Here is a 14,767-nt window from a genome sequence, read left to right as displayed (position 1 = left end):
GATACTTTTTTCATAATCACTAAATTCATAATAAGCCCTATCTTTTAAGCCAAAATTTCTTAAAAACTCCAGTACAAATCTCTTTGGCAAAGGCAAAACCGAGCTAAGCTGCTTTTTGCCATTTACTAAATTTTTCTCACTAAATTTAGGCAAAAAATTTATGCAAATTCGCCCCTTTTGCCAAAAGAGTGAGGCATTTAGTATCGCTGGACCGCTTATGCCTCTGTGCGTAAAAAGCAGGTCGCCGCTAAATTTATACAACAAGAGCAGGAGTAAAATATGGGAGATGTGTGAACGAGTAGTTAAATTTGTCAGTTAAATTTAGTTTTTTAGGCTAGCGTTAAATCAAATTTACTGCATATTTATGCTTCCAGCTGGAGCGGGCATATCGCCCTTTTCATCTACAAATGGAGGCCCTTTTTGAAGTAGCGCAGTCACTTCAGAGGCAACCTTTGGATCCATTTTTGCCATTATAGTTGAGATCTTTTTGGCATCAAGGGCATAAAGTATGGTGGCTGCGTTTGATCTTGGCATTTGTGAGAGCACTTCGGCTGCTGCGCCATCTTTCATTTTGGCGTAGGATTCATTGACTTTATCGGTAGTCATCGTGCGAAGCTCTTTTAAAATTTTCTCATTTTTAGCGACTACTTCGTCGATCTCTTTGCGTTTTTGCTCGATCACTTTCATCGTCGCATTTAGATCAGCCTCTTTTTTGGCGAGCTTTTTATTATTTTCTTCATAAGCTGCAGCCGAGCTTGCTCGAAAGACCTCTAGAGCTTGGCGCTGCTCGTCGATGACCTCAAGCTCCTTTGAAATTTCCTCTTTTCTAGCTTCAAAGATCTGAGTGCAATCAACCGGCACTTCAAAGCAAAATGCAAAATTTATAACCATAAAAAAGAATAAAACAGCTCTCATCACGCCTCGCTTTTGGCTGCAAATTTCATAACCGCAAACTCATCAAGAGCCAGCGCTTCAGCCTTTTGTATGCGTTTTATCTCTTTTTTAAATTCTTCTTTTTCTAGATATTTCATCTTTTCATACTCTAAATTTGCATTTTTATATTTGTGCTCGTAGTGCAAGACCTCTTTTTTTGCCATCTCTAAGCTCTCTTTACACGCGTTTAGCTCGGCTCTTGCTATATTTATAAGCTCTAAATTTTCTCTTAGCTCACCTATGTTGCCACTTTTTGGTAGGATAAACTCGTTGAGCTTGGCTCTTAAGAGTGCTATTTTTTCTTCGGCACTTCTTACGTTTAGCCTAGCAACGACGAGCTTAGCCTCTACCTTATCCATCTCCTGCTTTTTGACGCGGACGACGGAGGTAAATTTACTTTTCATCTAATGATCGTATCGCTTCTTTCAGGGCTTGTTGAGATATAGCCAACCTTCACGCCAGTTAGCTCCTCGATACGCTCGATATATGCTCTTGCGTTTGCTGGCAGGTCTTCATATCGGCTGATGCCTTTTACGCTGTCCCAGCCCGCAAGCTCCTCGTAAATAGGCGTTGCATTTTCAAGATCTGTTGGCACATAGTCGATAGTTTCGCCGTTATATTGATATGCTTTGCAAATTTTTACAACCTCAAAGCCATCAAGCACGTCAAGCTTCATAAGCGCATAAGTATCGACGCCATCAAGCCTTGAAGCGTATTTTACGCTTACTGCGTCAAACCAACCACAACGTCTGCGGCGACCTGTTGTTGTACCAAATTCTTTACCTATCTCGCACATCTTATCGCCATTTGTGCCTTTGTCTTCAGTTGGGAAAGGTCCGTGGCCTACGCGAGTTGTATATGCTTTGATGACGCCTATGACCTTGCCTATCTCTTTTGGATTTAGTCCAAGGCCTGTGCAAGCACCAGCACTTATGGTATTTGAGCTAGTTACATAAGGATATGTGCCGTGATCGATGTCTAAAAGTGTGCCCTGAGCGCCTTCAAGTAGGACTTTTTTATCTTCATCAAGCGCTTTCCAAACTAAATTTGTAGTGTTTGCGATAAATGGAGCAAGCACCTCTTTATATCTTTTTAGCTCTTCAAGTAGCTCATTTTCTTCAGGTATCTTTACGCCAAGAGCGTCAAATACGCATTTATTTGTTTCAAAGTCATGCATCAAAGCATCGCATAAGCGCTCTGGCTCAAGTAGCTCGCCAACTCTGTGGCCGCTTCTACTTATCTTGTCTGCATATGTTGGTCCAATGCCTTTGCCAGTCGTTCCGATCGCTTTTTCGCCTTTTAAGCGCTCTTTTGCTTGATCGACTTGGCTGTGGTAGCTTAAATTTAAGTGCGCTTTGTCACTTATATAAAGTCTGCCCTCTAAGTTGTCAAATTGCGCCATCTCAGTGATGAGCACCTCTGGAGAGACAACGACGCCGTTGCCGATGATATTTATGATATTTTTGTGCAAAATTCCGCTTGGGACAAGGTGGAGCGCGTATCTTACGCCATCGACCCAGATCGTATGACCAGCGTTGTGGCCACCTTGAGAGCGACAAATCATGTCATAGTTTAGTCCTAGCATATCAACTATCTTGCCTTTGCCCTCATCACCCCATTGAACACCAACTACTAAATCAGCCTTTCTCATTCTTACTTCCTTAAATTAATTTTTTCTTCTATTAATGCATCTGTATATACAGCGAACCCGCTGCTTGAAATCCCGTCTATTTCATAGTTTCCGCCACTTGCTAAGATGGCGTTGTCTTTTAAAAATCTAAAAAATAAACTATCATAATATCTCATTTTTGAGTAATATAGCGGAACTATTCTTAAATTTTTATATTCTAGTGATTTGGCTACACTTTGTAAATTTCTTAGCGCCTCTTTTAGCTTATCAGGGACTAAACTTACTATCTCATCAAGCTCTCTAGCATCCTTTAAAAGGGCTAGTTTGCTAAGCCACGGCACGTTTTGGGCTAAGATCTTTTCTAGCCATGAATTTTCAAAAATTTCTATCTCTAAGTTTAAAATTTCGCAAATTATCTTTGGGATTTGCATATTGCTAAGCTGCAAACAAGCGCCGATCTCAAGCTCGCTAAAGAGCTTTGCTACGATATTTATACTTTTTAAAATGTCGTTTTCGACGATAAGCTCAGCGCCTATTTGATAAATTTCTTGGCTTGGGTAGCGAAAGACTGGCTGGATGTAAAACCATCTCCTTGGCTCATTTGCTTTAAGCTTTCTAAGCACGATCCTAACGGTATCAACCGTGCTATCAGCCCTTAAGCTTATCTCGTGGTTTAGACTGTCGCTAAAGCGAAGAAGGTTTGTCGCATCCACGCTTAGATGTTGATGATACGAAAAAAACGGCGTTACGATCTCGCTAAAACCTTCATCTTCTAAAATTTCACTCGCTTTTTGCTCGATTTTTCTCTTTAGTTTTGCACTTTTTGCAAAGTAAAGTTTGCTTCCGTTTGGGATCTCGTGTTCATAAACATTTACATCACTCAACTCTTATCTCCTTACTAAAACCTAAATTTATATCGCACTCTTTGATGATGGACATGGCTAGATTATAGAGTTCGCCGCTGTCACTACTGCTTGCTAGTTTGCTTAAATTTATGGAAATTTCTTGATTAAATTTACCTATATTTTTTATCTCATCTTCTATTTTTTGCTTTAGGCTTTGTGCTAGTTTGTCATCTTGATTTAAATTTGCTATCACTTCATTTGAAAGCTCTTTTAGCACGACTAAGCCTTTAAAAAGCTCGAAATTTTCGCTATTTTTATAGTCTTTTATGTGTAGATATGGCCTTTCAAATTTAAACAAAGCAGCATCTTTTGCCAAAAGCGCTAATGAGAAAATGTTGCCTTGAAATTTATCAAAACCAAGACCAAGTAAAAACTCAAGCGTTCTTTTGTCATCGATATTTTTTATAGTCGCATTTAGTCCAAATTTATCAGCCACAAACCTTATCATATTTATGCTCTCAAGCGCCTCTTTTGAGCTAAAGATATGCTTGCAAAATTTATTATCTATGTTAAAGCGGTTTGTCTTTAGCATACCAAGAGCTTCGATCGAGCTTGAGTATGAGGCAAAATCATCAAGCGAGAAGTGTATGCCAAGCTCTTTATATTTTCTCACATAAATTTCTAAAACTTCTAAATTTGTAGCTGTTGCAGCGTCGATAACATCGATGATAAGCCCAGTTGGATCAAGGCTTTTATCCTCGTCAAATATCGCTTTAAATTTATGCCAAAACTCCTGCGTAAAGAGCTTTTTAACGCTTAAATTTACGCGAACCTTTGCGCTTATGCCATTTTCTAGCCACATTTTTCTAGCTAAAAGCGCCTCTTTTATCGTAAATAAAGCGATATTGCTAGATGCACTACTTGTCCTTATAAGTGGTAAAAAGTCGCTTGGATAGATGATCTCGCCATCTTTTCTCCATCTAATAAGCGCTTCAAAACTTAAAGTCTCGCCCGTGCTAAAGCTGATCTCTGGTTGAAATTCTAAAAACATCTCTCCAGCGTCAAGCGCTTTTAAAATTTTTGAGCCATCTTCGTATTGGCTCTTAAAATAGACATCTTTTTTCGCATCAAATGTATAGCTTCTGTTTTTGCCACTTATCTTGGCTTGATACATCGCCCAGTCGGCTCTTTGTAGCACATCATCAGCCCCAAGCTCACTATCAGCCAAGGCTATGCCTATGCTAGCGCTTGCTTTTAGTTTTAGCTCGTCTATCTTTACTTCATCCGAAGCTAGCCTTAGCATATTTTGCGCTATCTCATAGACTTCGCCTAAATTTTCGTAGTTTATGACGCCTACAAACTCATCTCCGCCTATCCTTGCAAAGATATTTTTGCCATTAAACATAGCGCCTATCTTTTCAGAGATAGCTACTAAAAATTTATCGCCTATTTGGTGACCGAAGTTGTCGTTTATGCCCTTAAAATCATCAATATCAAGGTAGATGACGGCTATTTTTTGTTCATTTTTTTGTATGAGAGAATTTAGCTTGTTGTAGAGTAAAAATCTATTTGGTAGCTTTGTGAGCGGATCGTGATATGCGATAAATTCTAGATATTTTTCATTTTGAGCTTCGTTATTTGCAAGCATTGCGAGCATGATGTAGCCAGTTCTTTTCTCGCTCGCATCGATAAGTGGTAAAATTTCTATGACTTCAAGCTTGCTCTTATTTTTATTATTTTCACTCCAAACCTTGCCACTCCATGAGCCACCTTGGTTTATAGTCTCTATGATCTGGTATTTTATATCGCTTAAGCCTTGCTTTATAAAGGTGATATCTTTTAGATATACGCTATCTTTTGAGCCCGCACTTTCAAAAAATGCGTCATTTGCGTCAATAACCCTCATCTCTTCATCAAGCAAGATGACCTCTTCTTTGCTAAATGAGAAAATTTTTGCAAGCAGGTCTTGGCAGACAAAGAAGCTATCTTCTAGGCTAAGGTCTCTTAACGTGCCTTTTATCAAGCTTACTTCGCCAAATTCGTCGTATTCAAGCGCTTTTGCCCTTAGTCTAAAGTGTAAAATTTCTTTATCTATGCTGTAAAGCTTGATATCTTTGATGTATGTTTGAGCATCTCTTAAGCTCTCAAAAAAGCTATAAAAACTATCAAACTCATCGACAAAGACCGACTTTGCTTGCTCGAAATTTAGAGTGCTTTGCGTGCCAAGAATTTTACTCAGCTCGTCTGAGATGTTAAGCATATCGCTTCTTTTATCCCAAGTAAAGACATTTGCCTCACTCGCCCAAAGCAGTGCCTTGCTCTCTTTGCTTTGCTTTTCAAATCTCTCTTGAAGCTTTAGCATATCGCTAAGATCGGTAAATGAGTAGATGACCTTTTGCCCTTCTGCATCGATAAATTTAGCCTTTATCTTAAATGGAATTTTCTTGCCGTAAGCGTTTGTCATATTTGCTATGAAATTTAGCTCTTCATTTTTAAAGCTTGCTTGTAAAAAGGCCTTTTTACTTGCTAGCACGGCAGCTTTAAAGCTATCAAAGTCCTCGCTTGCGATGATATCTTCTAAATTTATGAGACCTTGGCTTTGGACGTTAAAAATTTTCTCGACATTGTTTGTGCTTTGGATGATCAAAAATGGCTCTTGTGCCGAAGCGATGGCGATGACATTTGGTGATAAAAAGACGTAGCTTTTGATGATATCATCATTTCTTTGCGTCATCTTTTCTTGAGTGATATCTTTTATGAGTATGAAATTTAGCCTTGTGTTTTCTAGTTCAAAGCTACTTTGGGTTGCTAAAACGTCGATTATCTCGCCATTTTTACGCCTTAGCTTAGCTTCATAAGATAGATTATTATTGATAGCGTTTTCTCTATCTTCTGCTAAATTTTTAGACTCATCTTCAAGTAGCTCTTTGATATTTAGATCTGCTACGTCATCTTTTTTGTAGCCTAGATTTTCTAAAAGAGCGTTGCTAATGTCCGTGATGACGCCAGTATAAGCGTCATAGACCACGATCTTTAAAAAGCTCTTTTCAAAGACATAGCCAAATCTACTCTCGTAGCTTTGTGCCGTCTCGTAAGCTTTATCTCTATCTTCGTAGAGTTTTTTGATGCTGTTATTTAGTGAGATAAATTCTTTTATGTCAAATTCTTCATCAGCCAGCCTACTTTTATCTGCCGCAAAAAGAGCGATCCTAGTAAATGGAGAGAGAATTTTATCTTTTATATATGAGTTATCACGTAGCCAAAGTATGCTAAATGTGACAAAACACAAGAACGAAAGCACGACTAGAACTAGCTGGATAAAGATCTGTGCTTGTCTGCTAGAGCCTGTTATGACAAATAGCTTTTGCTCTTCTAGGTAGCTGATCTTGTAAAAATTCATATCTTTTAGTATAAAAATGATCTTGTCAGCTTTAAACTCGCCACCTTGCGAGATGTATTTGTTAAAGTCCTCTTTTATAAATTTCCTATAAAACTCATCTCTTGAGAGATTGCCATCTTTATCGACCAAAAAGACGTATGCGGCAAGGTTTTTATTGTAGCCTGTATCGACCCTATTTTTTAAAAGGTTTGGATTTAGCTGAACGAGAATTTTATTGCCATTTTTTAGCCCGTAAGCTATGTAGATATCTTTAAAGCGTCTATTTTTATAAAATCTATCAGAGAGCCTAAACTCGCCTGCTTTGATATCTGAAAACCACGAGATATCGTAGTTGTGTAGCTCAAAAGCACCCTCAAATTTACGCTCATAAAGCAAGGAGTTATCTTTTGCTATCACGTAAAAAGCGGTGTAGAATTTACTTACAACAGTATCTTCATAAAATGGCTCTACGCCGTTTGCTATGAGTCTTGCCTTTGTGGTGATATTGTCTTTTACCTCTACAAATGTACTCACGATATTGTTTCTAGTGATTAAATTTAGCGTTGAAATTTCATATTTTATATCGTTTATGCCATCAAATATGACAAAAAGTGCAAGAAAGATGAAGGCAAAAAGAAGTAGTGCTATCTTTACATAGAACCTCTTAAAAATCTGCAAAACTGGTTTAGCGCTATTTTTTTGCATTAAATTTAAGCCTCGCTTTTTAAAACTAGCCATGATTTTAACGCAAATTTACTTTTTTTAGCTTATAAAATGCCTTTTTGTTTAAATTTAAAGAGATCACAGGGCGTTTTGCCCCGTGACTTAGTAGATCCAAGTAACTACTTCAGCTCTTTGTCTGCGTAGTTTTTCAGGTTGTGGATTTAGGCGGTAGCCAAATGGCACTACGATAGCCACTCTTTTTTCGCTCTCATCAAGCCCTAAAATTTCATTTAAAGCGTGTCTGTCAAAGCCTTCTATCGGGCAGCTATCTATGCCAAGACTAGCGGCTGCGTTCATCATATTTGTTGCAGCTATCATGCACTGCTCGTGCGACCACTGAAATGTTAGCTCGTCGTCATTTTTGAAATTTGATAGCAAAAAGTCGTGATAAAATTTCTGCCTCGCAGCGATAGCTTCAGGGTCTTTATCAGCCCTTCTAGCGATCATTTTATCAACGTAGTTGCTGCCAAATTTTATCTCTTTGATCTTAGCTAAGATGACAACCAAATGCGAGCAAGAGGTGATTTGCACTTGGTTCCACGAAACAGCTTTTATCTTCTCTCTAAGCTCTTTGTTTTGCACGACCAAAAAGTCCCACTGCTCAAGCCCAGTTGAGCTTGGGCTTAGCCTGCCAGCCTCCAAGATAAAGTCAAATTCGCCAGCGCCTATCTTTTTGCTCTCATCAAAAATTTTGCAAGCGTGACGAAATTTTAAAATTTCAAGATAGTTCATCATATCTCCTTTGTTAAATTTCTTGACATTATAAAGCGACTAGGTAAATTAAAAGAAATTTAGCCAGACTTTAGCTGGCCTTAAAATAGGCTAAATTTAGCCTAGAGTTAGTTTAAAAATATATCAAACTCGCCTTTTTGTATCGCCTCTGCGATGATGGCTGAGTGCTCATAGCCAACCTCTCTTAGGCGCTTTAGAGCTAAATTTGCCTCATTTTCGCTAACGGCTAGCAAAAGTCCTCCAGAAGTTTGCGCGTCATATAGCAAGATATCAGCCTCTTTGCTCACAAAATGCTTTGCAAATTCGCGGTTTTTGTAGCTTCCCTCTGGGATGATGCCCATATCGGCAAATTCTTTCGCGCTTGCGATCACTGGCACATCTTTTTCAAAGACATTAAAGCTGATCTTGTCGTTTAACATCTCGCTTAAATGCCCTAAAAATCCAAATCCAGTCACATCGGTTGCCGCATAAACTTTGATGCCACTTAGTGCTTTTAGAGCGTAGAAATTTAGCTGAGCCATGATGCCAGCGACCTCATTTATCTGCTTCATGCTTAGTAGATCAGCCTTGATCGCTGTGCTTAAGATGCCGCTGCCAAGAGGCTTTGTGAGGATCAAAACATTACCAACTTCTGCTGTGTTGTTTGCCCAGAAATTTTTAGGATATACCTTGCCCGTCGCGCTTAGCCCATAATACATCTGCTGCGTCTCTATCGTGTGTCCGCCAACGATGACGCCGCCGCACTCTCTTACTTTATCGGCTCCACCTTGCAAAATTTCGCCTAAAATTTCAGGTGCAAGGTTGCAGCTATCAAAGCCCACGATATTTAGGGCGTTTATCACCTCGCCACCCATTGCAAAGACGTCACTTAGGCTATTTGCAGCAGCGATCTGACCATAGATAAATGGGTCATTGACTACTGGCGTGATAAAGTCAAGCGTCTGAACGAGCGCAAGATCGTCTGAGAGCTTAAAAACGCTCGCGTCCTCGTTTGAGCCGATGCTTGAGAGCAGGTTTGGATGAGATAAATTTAAACTACTAATCGTTTTGTGAAGACCCGACGGGTCAAGCTTAGCAGCTCAACCAGCGGCTTTAACGAACTGCGTAAGCTTTTTGTCGTGATAGATCATAGTTTGATTTGCTCGTGAGTTGAGAGTATGTCGATGATCTCATAAGCGTTTGAAATTTCGCCAACTGCAAGATCGCTTACTAGTTTATAAGCCTCCAAGCAGCTTCCGCAGCTTAAAATTTGAACGCCAGCAGCTTCAAGATCTTTAAGCGGTTTAAAGCTTGGATGTGAGCGGTTTGTCGTCATCTTAACGGCGTTATTTACGCAGATGATTATCTTTGGTTTTTTCTCTACTTGAAGAAGTGCGCCTAGGAATTTTGATAGTAAATTTATACCAACTTCGCCGCTACCTGCGCGCTCTTCGTTTAGATAGAGCACTTTTTCATTTTTTGGTGTTATGTCGCAGACAAATTCGTCAAAATTTGTAAGCTCAAGTGCGCTTTTGCCTTTGATGGCTAGAATTTTAGTCTCATTGCCGTTGCTTTCTAGGCTAAATTCTATATTTTGATTTTTCAAAAATCTTGAGATATTTTCTTTGGGAGCTAGAGCATTTACGATGATCTCTAGGCTCTCTCCTTCATTTAAACCCTCAAGTGCGTTTTTAGTCATGATGACTGGTTTTGGGCACTCTAAATTTCTACAATCAATTGTTCTTGTCATTGTTTTTCCTTTGTGATTAGTATTTCAAACCTTGAAACTGATTTTGGATTATAGCTAAAAAATATTAATTTTTTAAAAGGATTTGTGATGTGAAATTTGCTATAAAAGAGAGTTTGACCCTGCGTAAGTCGCAAGGTCAAGGTTAATTATTTTAAATTTGTATATGATTTTTCGTAGTCAGATACTGGGATCTTGTTTTCTTTAACAAGCTCTTGATACCAGTAGTGGTGAAGCACATAGACCTCTTCTTCTTCTTTGTATCCAGTGATCATCGACCAGATAGCGCCATGTATAGCGATCGCAGCCATATAGATATGAACTAAGAAAAATACTGCACAGACGATGCCAAGGCAGTTGTGGATAACTACGCTATATCTTAAAAGATCGATTTGTTGGATACCAAACCAACTAGCAACTGCTGGCTCTTTAAAATCCATAAAGTACATGATAGCACCAGTGATGATCATCACGATACCACCAGGGATAGCGATCCAGTACCATGCTTTTTGTCCTGCGTTAAATTTACCAGCTGGGACTGGTCTTTTCTTCTTTGATAGATAACCACCAACTATCATCATCCATCTGATGTCGTATACTGCTGGGAGCATTCTTTTTGTCCAGCTAAAGAGCATCGGTAGCACAGAAATAGCAAATATAATAGTCGCTATATCGTGCAAGTATCTACAGAAACGCACAAATGTGCCACCACCTAGCTCTGCGCCCCACATGATGATGATACCAGTTGGCACCAAGATGATCCAAGAGATCGCAGCTAAACCGTGAGCTATACGTATAAATACTGAAAAAGCAAGTACTTTTTTGCCCTCGTGACTAAAGTGTTTTGGTCCGATGATCAAGAAGTGTAGCACGAACGCGCCGATAACAGCTAAAATGATAGAAAGTGCAGCTATCGCGAAGTAATCGTTGCCTTGTATAAAAGTAAATATCGGGCCCCAGCCATGCTCATAAGGCTTGATATTTTCTATCCTCTGTGCTGCCCAAATGGTGCTGTCATATTGATTGACGCCAGTTGGTCCCTCAATGGCCATTGCCGCAACAGACAATGTAAAAAGTAGAGTAAGAATTCTCGTCATTTTATTCCTTTATTTGCTAAAGCTTAAATGATTTAAGCTTTGGTTAAATATGCTAAAATCACACAGCTATGCCGTTTTGCGGCTATTATATCAGAGCTAATCACAAGCAAACCTTAGCAAAAAAGATTACTAAAAATTTTATAAAAAACATTTAAGTTTTGTTAATTTTGATAAACGCTGATATAAATTTTGAGCAGTAAAAATCTCAATTTTTACCTAAAAACGTGGTTAAACTCAAATTCGGAAATGGTACTAGATAAATTTGAATATTTTTATCAAAAAGCTAATGCTTTATAAATTTAGCTTTTTAGCTCAAAATACCTTATTAAATTTATATTTTCTAAAAATTGAATTAAAATATCAAAAGCATTTTAGATCTCTATTAAAAGGCGAAGCAATGGACATTTACGCTCTTATCTTTGATGATTACGAGACGCTTGATCTCATGGGGCCAGTGGAGTTTTTAGTAAGGGTGCCTGAGATGAAGATAAGCTACGTCTCGTTTGATGGCGGGATGAAAAGAAGCAAGCAAGGCTTTCTTATAAAAACAAAAAAGCTTGGCAAGATGCCAAAAGAGAGCGTTTTACTACTCCCTGGAGGTCAGGGCACAAGGGTGCTTGTAAATGATAGTGAGTTTATCTTAAGGCTTAAAGAGTGCGTTTTGGCATCTCAAATTTGCCTAAGTGTATGCACGGGCTCGGCGCTCATCGCTCGCACTGGAGAGCTTGACGGCTTAAAGGCTACCTCAAATAAAAGATCGCTTGAGTGGGTAAAAAGTTGCGGCAAGGCTGTAAAATGGCAAGAGCGCGCTAGGTGGGTGAGGGCAGGTAAATTTTACACAGCTTCAGGCGTCGCTGCTGGCATGGATATGGCGCTTGGTTTTATCAGCGATCATTTTGGCAAGGAGCTAGCCCAAAATATCGCAAACGAGACTGAATACAACTGGCAAAAAAGCTCAAAGATAGATAAATTTGCCAAAATTTATGGGTATTAAATTTTAAAATTCTAGATAAAGTCAGAAAATTACTAAATTTAGCGATCAAATTTCGATTTTAAATTTAAAAAGATAGCAAGCAAAATATCTTTAGCAAGAAGCGTCAAGATAAAATTTGTAGAGAATAAATTTAAATCAATTTGCAGCTTGCAGTCTAAATACAAATTCGCCAAATTCGGCGAGTTTAAATTTTAAAATAAAAATATCTCTGCCAAAAATACCGTCAAGATAAATTTTAAATTTAGGCAGTTCAAAGCCATTTTGGCAAAATTTGCAAGCCAGATAAATTTGACCTAAATTTAAAAAGCCAAATTTACCTTCAAAAATAGATTTTGACCTAGTTTCTGCGCCTATACTCTTCGTAGTCTAGCTCGCGGATCATTTTAACCTCGCCATTTTCTTTTAAAAGAAGAAGATCAGGCAGTTTTATGCCGTTAAATGTCGTATTTTTCACGATCGTGTAGTGGATTTGATCTTCAAAGATGACTCGGTCGCCAATTTTTAGCTCGCTATCAAATTTATACTCCGCATCGCCCGCCTCAAGCCCCACGATATCGCCAGCTAGGCAGGTATTGCCGCCAAATCTATAAGCAAATTTGCCATTTTCACTCTCGCCCCTAACGGCTGGTCGGTAAGGCATGAGCACGGTATCTGGCATGTGCGCCTCGGCTGAGGTGTCAAGGATGGCGATATCTTTCTCGTTATGCACGATGTCAAGCACGCTACTTATCAAAAAGCCAGTCTGCCAGCCCACAGCCTCGCCAGGCTCCAGATAGACCTCTACGCCGTACTTTTCGCGGAAGCGCCTGATGATCTTTATAAGCAACTCCACGTCGTAATCAGCCCTCGTGATGTGGTGGCCGCCGCCCATATTTATCCACTTCATCTTTGGTATAAACTCGCCAAATTTCTCCTCAAACGCCTCTAGCACGACCTGCAAGCTGCTCGCACTCTCCTCACAAAGTGCGTGAAAATGAAGCCCACTAATGCCATCAAGAAGCTCTGGCTTAAAATTTGCCCTTGTAATGCCAAGCCTGCTAAATTTACCGCATGGATTGTAGCTATCAGTTGGCGCAAGTGAGACCTCAGGATTGACCCGCAGGCCGCAGATGACGCCATTTTGCAGGGCTTTGTTTTTAAACTTTTGCCACTGCGCAAAAGAGTTAAAGGTGATGTGCTTTGAAATTTTTAAAATTTCATCAAAGTCCTCATCTTTAAAGGCTGGACTATACGTGTGGATCTCGCCTTTTAGGTACTCGCTAGCAAATTTAGCCTCGTGAAGCCCACTGCAAGTCGCTCCATCAAGATATGAGCCCACCATATCCATCACTCCGCTAAATGCAAAACCCTTAAGAGCTACTAAAATTTTAGCTCCACTTTGCTCTTTTACATACTTTAAAAGCTCCAAATTTTTACGTACTTTGGCCTCTTCGCAGACGTAGGCTGGGGTTTTTATGCTTTTTAAAATTTTGTCCATTTGCTTTCTCTTTTGTAAATTTTCAAATAAGTATATCTAAATTTATTTTTAAGTAAAATCAGCAAAAATTTCAAAGGATAAAATGTGGTAGAGATCGAATTTCTTGGGCCTATCGGGCTTGAGAGTATAAAAGTAGAAGCAAAAAATTTAGGCGAGGTAAAAGCAGCTTTAAGCGAGAAAGAAGAGCTTAAAAAGTGGCTAAATATCTGCGCTGTGGCTGTAAATGACGAGATCGTGAGCGATATAAATTTCGCTCTTAAATCAGGCGATAAAATTTCTATCTTGCCACCAGTTTGTGGAGGCTAAAATGCAAATTTATAATGGAAGCTTGGACGTTCAAAGCATTACAAATGAGTGGTATGATAGGTTTAAGGATAAAAACTGCGGCGCGCTCATCACTTTTGTAGGCATAGTAAGAGAAGAGGGCGGGATTTCGGCGCTTAGCTTTGATATCTATGAGCCGATCCTTAAAAAATGGCTAGATGCTTGGCAGGAGCGAGCCAAAAAAGAAAATGCCTACGTGCTTTTTGCTCACTCAAAAGGCGATGTGCCCGTGCATACAAGCTCTTATGTAGCAGGTGTAGTAAGCCCTCAAAGAAAGGTCGCGCTAAGGCTTATAAACGAGTTTGTCGAGGACTTTAAGGCAAATGCGCCGATCTGGAAATATGACGTGATAAATGGCGAGAGAATTTACGCCAAAGAGCGCAGCCAAGCGATAAATGGCGCCGGACTTTTGGCATAAAAGGGCAAAAATGATAACCAAAGAGAGTAAAAAAGATGTTTTTTGGGCGCTAGCCTTTGGGCTTGGGCTCTTTGTCTTTAGTATTGTTGGCTACTTTTATCTTGATCTTGGCAAGCCCTCTCTTTTTGGTGTCATTGTTGGCGCCGTTTCAGCCTTTTTTTGCGTGAGAAAAATTTTGCAAAACAACTTTTTTGAGATAGATGATGATGGATTTGTCATCACAAAAGGCTCAAAAAATATCAAATTTTTCTTCAAAGATATCGACGAGATCGCCATTAAAAGCTTTGGCGATAAGAAAAAGGTCGATGCGCTAAGTGTTAAATTTAGAAAAAATCGCCTAGATAGAGATGCGTGTTTTGGACTAGTTCAGGCACTTGGCGATGATATGATCGTTATTTTTGACAGATATGAGCTCTCACAATTTACACTCTCAAAAGAGCTTCGAGATAGGCTGGCTAAATTTAAAGATAGGGCTTAGTTAGGTAAAAA

14 protein-coding genes and 1 pseudogene are annotated in these 14,767 nt (G+C 39.3%); 4 read left to right on the top strand and 11 right to left on the bottom strand.

Annotated elements, in window-relative coordinates; all coding sequences use genetic code 11:
* From FZ945_RS07500 to FZ945_RS07455, 10 genes and pseudogenes are all read right to left on the bottom strand, one after another.
* Positions 1–261, bottom strand: a pseudogene (locus FZ945_RS07500) (NAD(P)/FAD-dependent oxidoreductase); the annotation flags it as partial.
* Positions 262–351: 90 nt separating this feature from the next.
* On the bottom strand, positions 352–915 hold the full coding sequence (locus FZ945_RS07495) for a MotE family protein (protein WP_148803637.1): 564 nt from the start codon (positions 913–915) through the stop codon (positions 352–354).
* Positions 915–1,337, bottom strand: a complete 423-nt coding sequence (locus FZ945_RS07490) for a flagellar export protein FliJ (protein ID WP_148803635.1) — start codon at positions 1,335–1,337, stop codon at positions 915–917. The genes FZ945_RS07495 and FZ945_RS07490 overlap by 1 nt, the downstream gene beginning before the upstream one ends.
* The gene (locus FZ945_RS07485; protein WP_021086041.1) at positions 1,334–2,584 is read right to left on the bottom strand and encodes an adenylosuccinate synthase; all 1,251 of its coding nucleotides are present in this window, start codon (positions 2,582–2,584) and stop codon (positions 1,334–1,336) included. The genes FZ945_RS07490 and FZ945_RS07485 overlap by 4 nt, the downstream gene beginning before the upstream one ends.
* Positions 2,585–2,586: 2 nt before the next feature.
* Positions 2,587–3,447, bottom strand: a complete 861-nt coding sequence (locus tag FZ945_RS07480; RefSeq protein WP_148803633.1) for an ATP phosphoribosyltransferase regulatory subunit — start codon at positions 3,445–3,447, stop codon at positions 2,587–2,589.
* Positions 3,440–7,492: a diguanylate cyclase domain-containing protein gene (locus FZ945_RS07475; protein ID WP_262367195.1), complete on the bottom strand. Its 4,053-nt coding sequence runs from the start codon at positions 7,490–7,492 to the stop codon at positions 3,440–3,442. Before FZ945_RS07475 ends, FZ945_RS07480 begins: the two co-directional genes overlap by 8 nt.
* Before the next feature lie 120 nt (positions 7,493–7,612).
* The gene (locus FZ945_RS07470; protein WP_103575819.1) at positions 7,613–8,242 is read right to left on the bottom strand and encodes an NAD(P)H-dependent oxidoreductase; all 630 of its coding nucleotides are present in this window, start codon (positions 8,240–8,242) and stop codon (positions 7,613–7,615) included.
* A gap of 107 nt (positions 8,243–8,349) precedes the next feature.
* On the bottom strand, positions 8,350–9,372 hold the full coding sequence (selD, locus tag FZ945_RS07465) for a selenide, water dikinase SelD (protein WP_148803629.1): 1,023 nt from the start codon (positions 9,370–9,372) through the stop codon (positions 8,350–8,352).
* On the bottom strand, positions 9,369–9,971 hold the full coding sequence (yedF, locus tag FZ945_RS07460; RefSeq protein WP_012140414.1) for a sulfurtransferase-like selenium metabolism protein YedF: 603 nt from the start codon (positions 9,969–9,971) through the stop codon (positions 9,369–9,371). Before yedF ends, selD begins: the two co-directional genes overlap by 4 nt.
* A gap of 146 nt (positions 9,972–10,117) precedes the next feature.
* Positions 10,118–11,065 (bottom strand): formate dehydrogenase subunit gamma, encoded by a 948-nt coding sequence (locus tag FZ945_RS07455; RefSeq protein ID WP_103614820.1) that lies wholly within the window; start codon positions 11,063–11,065, stop codon positions 10,118–10,120.
* A gap of 397 nt (positions 11,066–11,462) precedes the next feature.
* On the opposite strand from FZ945_RS07455, the gene FZ945_RS07450 reads away from it, so the two are divergent.
* On the top strand, positions 11,463–12,059 hold the full coding sequence (locus FZ945_RS07450) for a DJ-1/PfpI family protein (RefSeq protein ID WP_148803628.1): 597 nt from the start codon (positions 11,463–11,465) through the stop codon (positions 12,057–12,059).
* A gap of 337 nt (positions 12,060–12,396) precedes the next feature.
* Here FZ945_RS07450 and nspC read toward each other — a convergent pair whose 3' ends face one another.
* Positions 12,397–13,536: a carboxynorspermidine decarboxylase gene (gene nspC, locus FZ945_RS07445; RefSeq protein WP_148803626.1), complete on the bottom strand. Its 1,140-nt coding sequence runs from the start codon at positions 13,534–13,536 to the stop codon at positions 12,397–12,399.
* Between the two features lie 84 nt (positions 13,537–13,620).
* Here nspC and FZ945_RS07440 point away from each other — a divergent pair, with 84 nt between their 5' ends.
* Genes FZ945_RS07440 through FZ945_RS07430 form a run of 3 tightly spaced genes read left to right on the top strand, consistent with a single transcriptional unit; the run spans position 13,621 to position 14,756 of the window.
* On the top strand, positions 13,621–13,842 hold the full coding sequence (locus FZ945_RS07440) for a MoaD/ThiS family protein (RefSeq protein WP_002941462.1): 222 nt from the start codon (positions 13,621–13,623) through the stop codon (positions 13,840–13,842).
* A gap of 1 nt (position 13,843) precedes the next feature.
* Positions 13,844–14,278: a molybdopterin synthase catalytic subunit gene (locus FZ945_RS07435; RefSeq protein ID WP_103599562.1), complete on the top strand. Its 435-nt coding sequence runs from the start codon at positions 13,844–13,846 to the stop codon at positions 14,276–14,278.
* A 10-nt stretch (positions 14,279–14,288) separates the two neighbouring features.
* A complete protein-coding gene (locus tag FZ945_RS07430; protein ID WP_148803624.1) occupies positions 14,289–14,756 on the top strand; it encodes a molybdate transport repressor in 468 nt (155 codons plus the stop codon).
* The last annotated feature ends 11 nt before the right edge of the window (positions 14,757–14,767 follow it).

It is taken from the genome of Campylobacter concisus (assembly GCF_902460535.1).
In the GTDB taxonomy this organism is placed as follows: Bacteria; Campylobacterota; Campylobacteria; order Campylobacterales; family Campylobacteraceae; genus Campylobacter_A; species Campylobacter_A concisus_AS.
The sequence above is the reverse complement of the archived record's forward strand: the minus strand, read 5'-3'. Positions and strand labels throughout refer to the sequence as shown.

Excerpts from the sequence above, each read along its gene's own strand:
- FZ945_RS07470 (WP_103575819.1), bottom strand. The coding sequence starts at position 8,242 with ATGAACTATCTTGAAATTTTAAAATTTCGTCACGCTTGCAAAATTTTT.
- FZ945_RS07475 (WP_262367195.1), bottom strand. The coding sequence starts at position 7,492 with ATGCAAAAAAATAGCGCTAAACCAGTTTTGCAGATTTTTAAGAGGTTC.
- FZ945_RS07455 (WP_103614820.1), bottom strand. The coding sequence starts at position 11,065 with ATGACGAGAATTCTTACTCTACTTTTTACATTGTCTGTTGCGGCAATG.
- FZ945_RS07450 (WP_148803628.1), top strand. The coding sequence starts at position 11,463 with ATGGACATTTACGCTCTTATCTTTGATGATTACGAGACGCTTGATCTC.
- FZ945_RS07485 (WP_021086041.1), bottom strand. The coding sequence starts at position 2,584 with ATGAGAAAGGCTGATTTAGTAGTTGGTGTTCAATGGGGTGATGAGGGC.
- yedF (WP_012140414.1), bottom strand. The coding sequence starts at position 9,971 with ATGACAAGAACAATTGATTGTAGAAATTTAGAGTGCCCAAAACCAGTC.
- FZ945_RS07435 (WP_103599562.1), top strand. The coding sequence starts at position 13,844 with ATGCAAATTTATAATGGAAGCTTGGACGTTCAAAGCATTACAAATGAG.
- nspC (WP_148803626.1), bottom strand. The coding sequence starts at position 13,536 with ATGGACAAAATTTTAAAAAGCATAAAAACCCCAGCCTACGTCTGCGAA.
- FZ945_RS07430 (WP_148803624.1), top strand. The coding sequence starts at position 14,289 with ATGATAACCAAAGAGAGTAAAAAAGATGTTTTTTGGGCGCTAGCCTTT.
- FZ945_RS07490 (WP_148803635.1), bottom strand. The coding sequence starts at position 1,337 with ATGAAAAGTAAATTTACCTCCGTCGTCCGCGTCAAAAAGCAGGAGATG.
- FZ945_RS07495 (WP_148803637.1), bottom strand. The coding sequence starts at position 915 with ATGAGAGCTGTTTTATTCTTTTTTATGGTTATAAATTTTGCATTTTGC.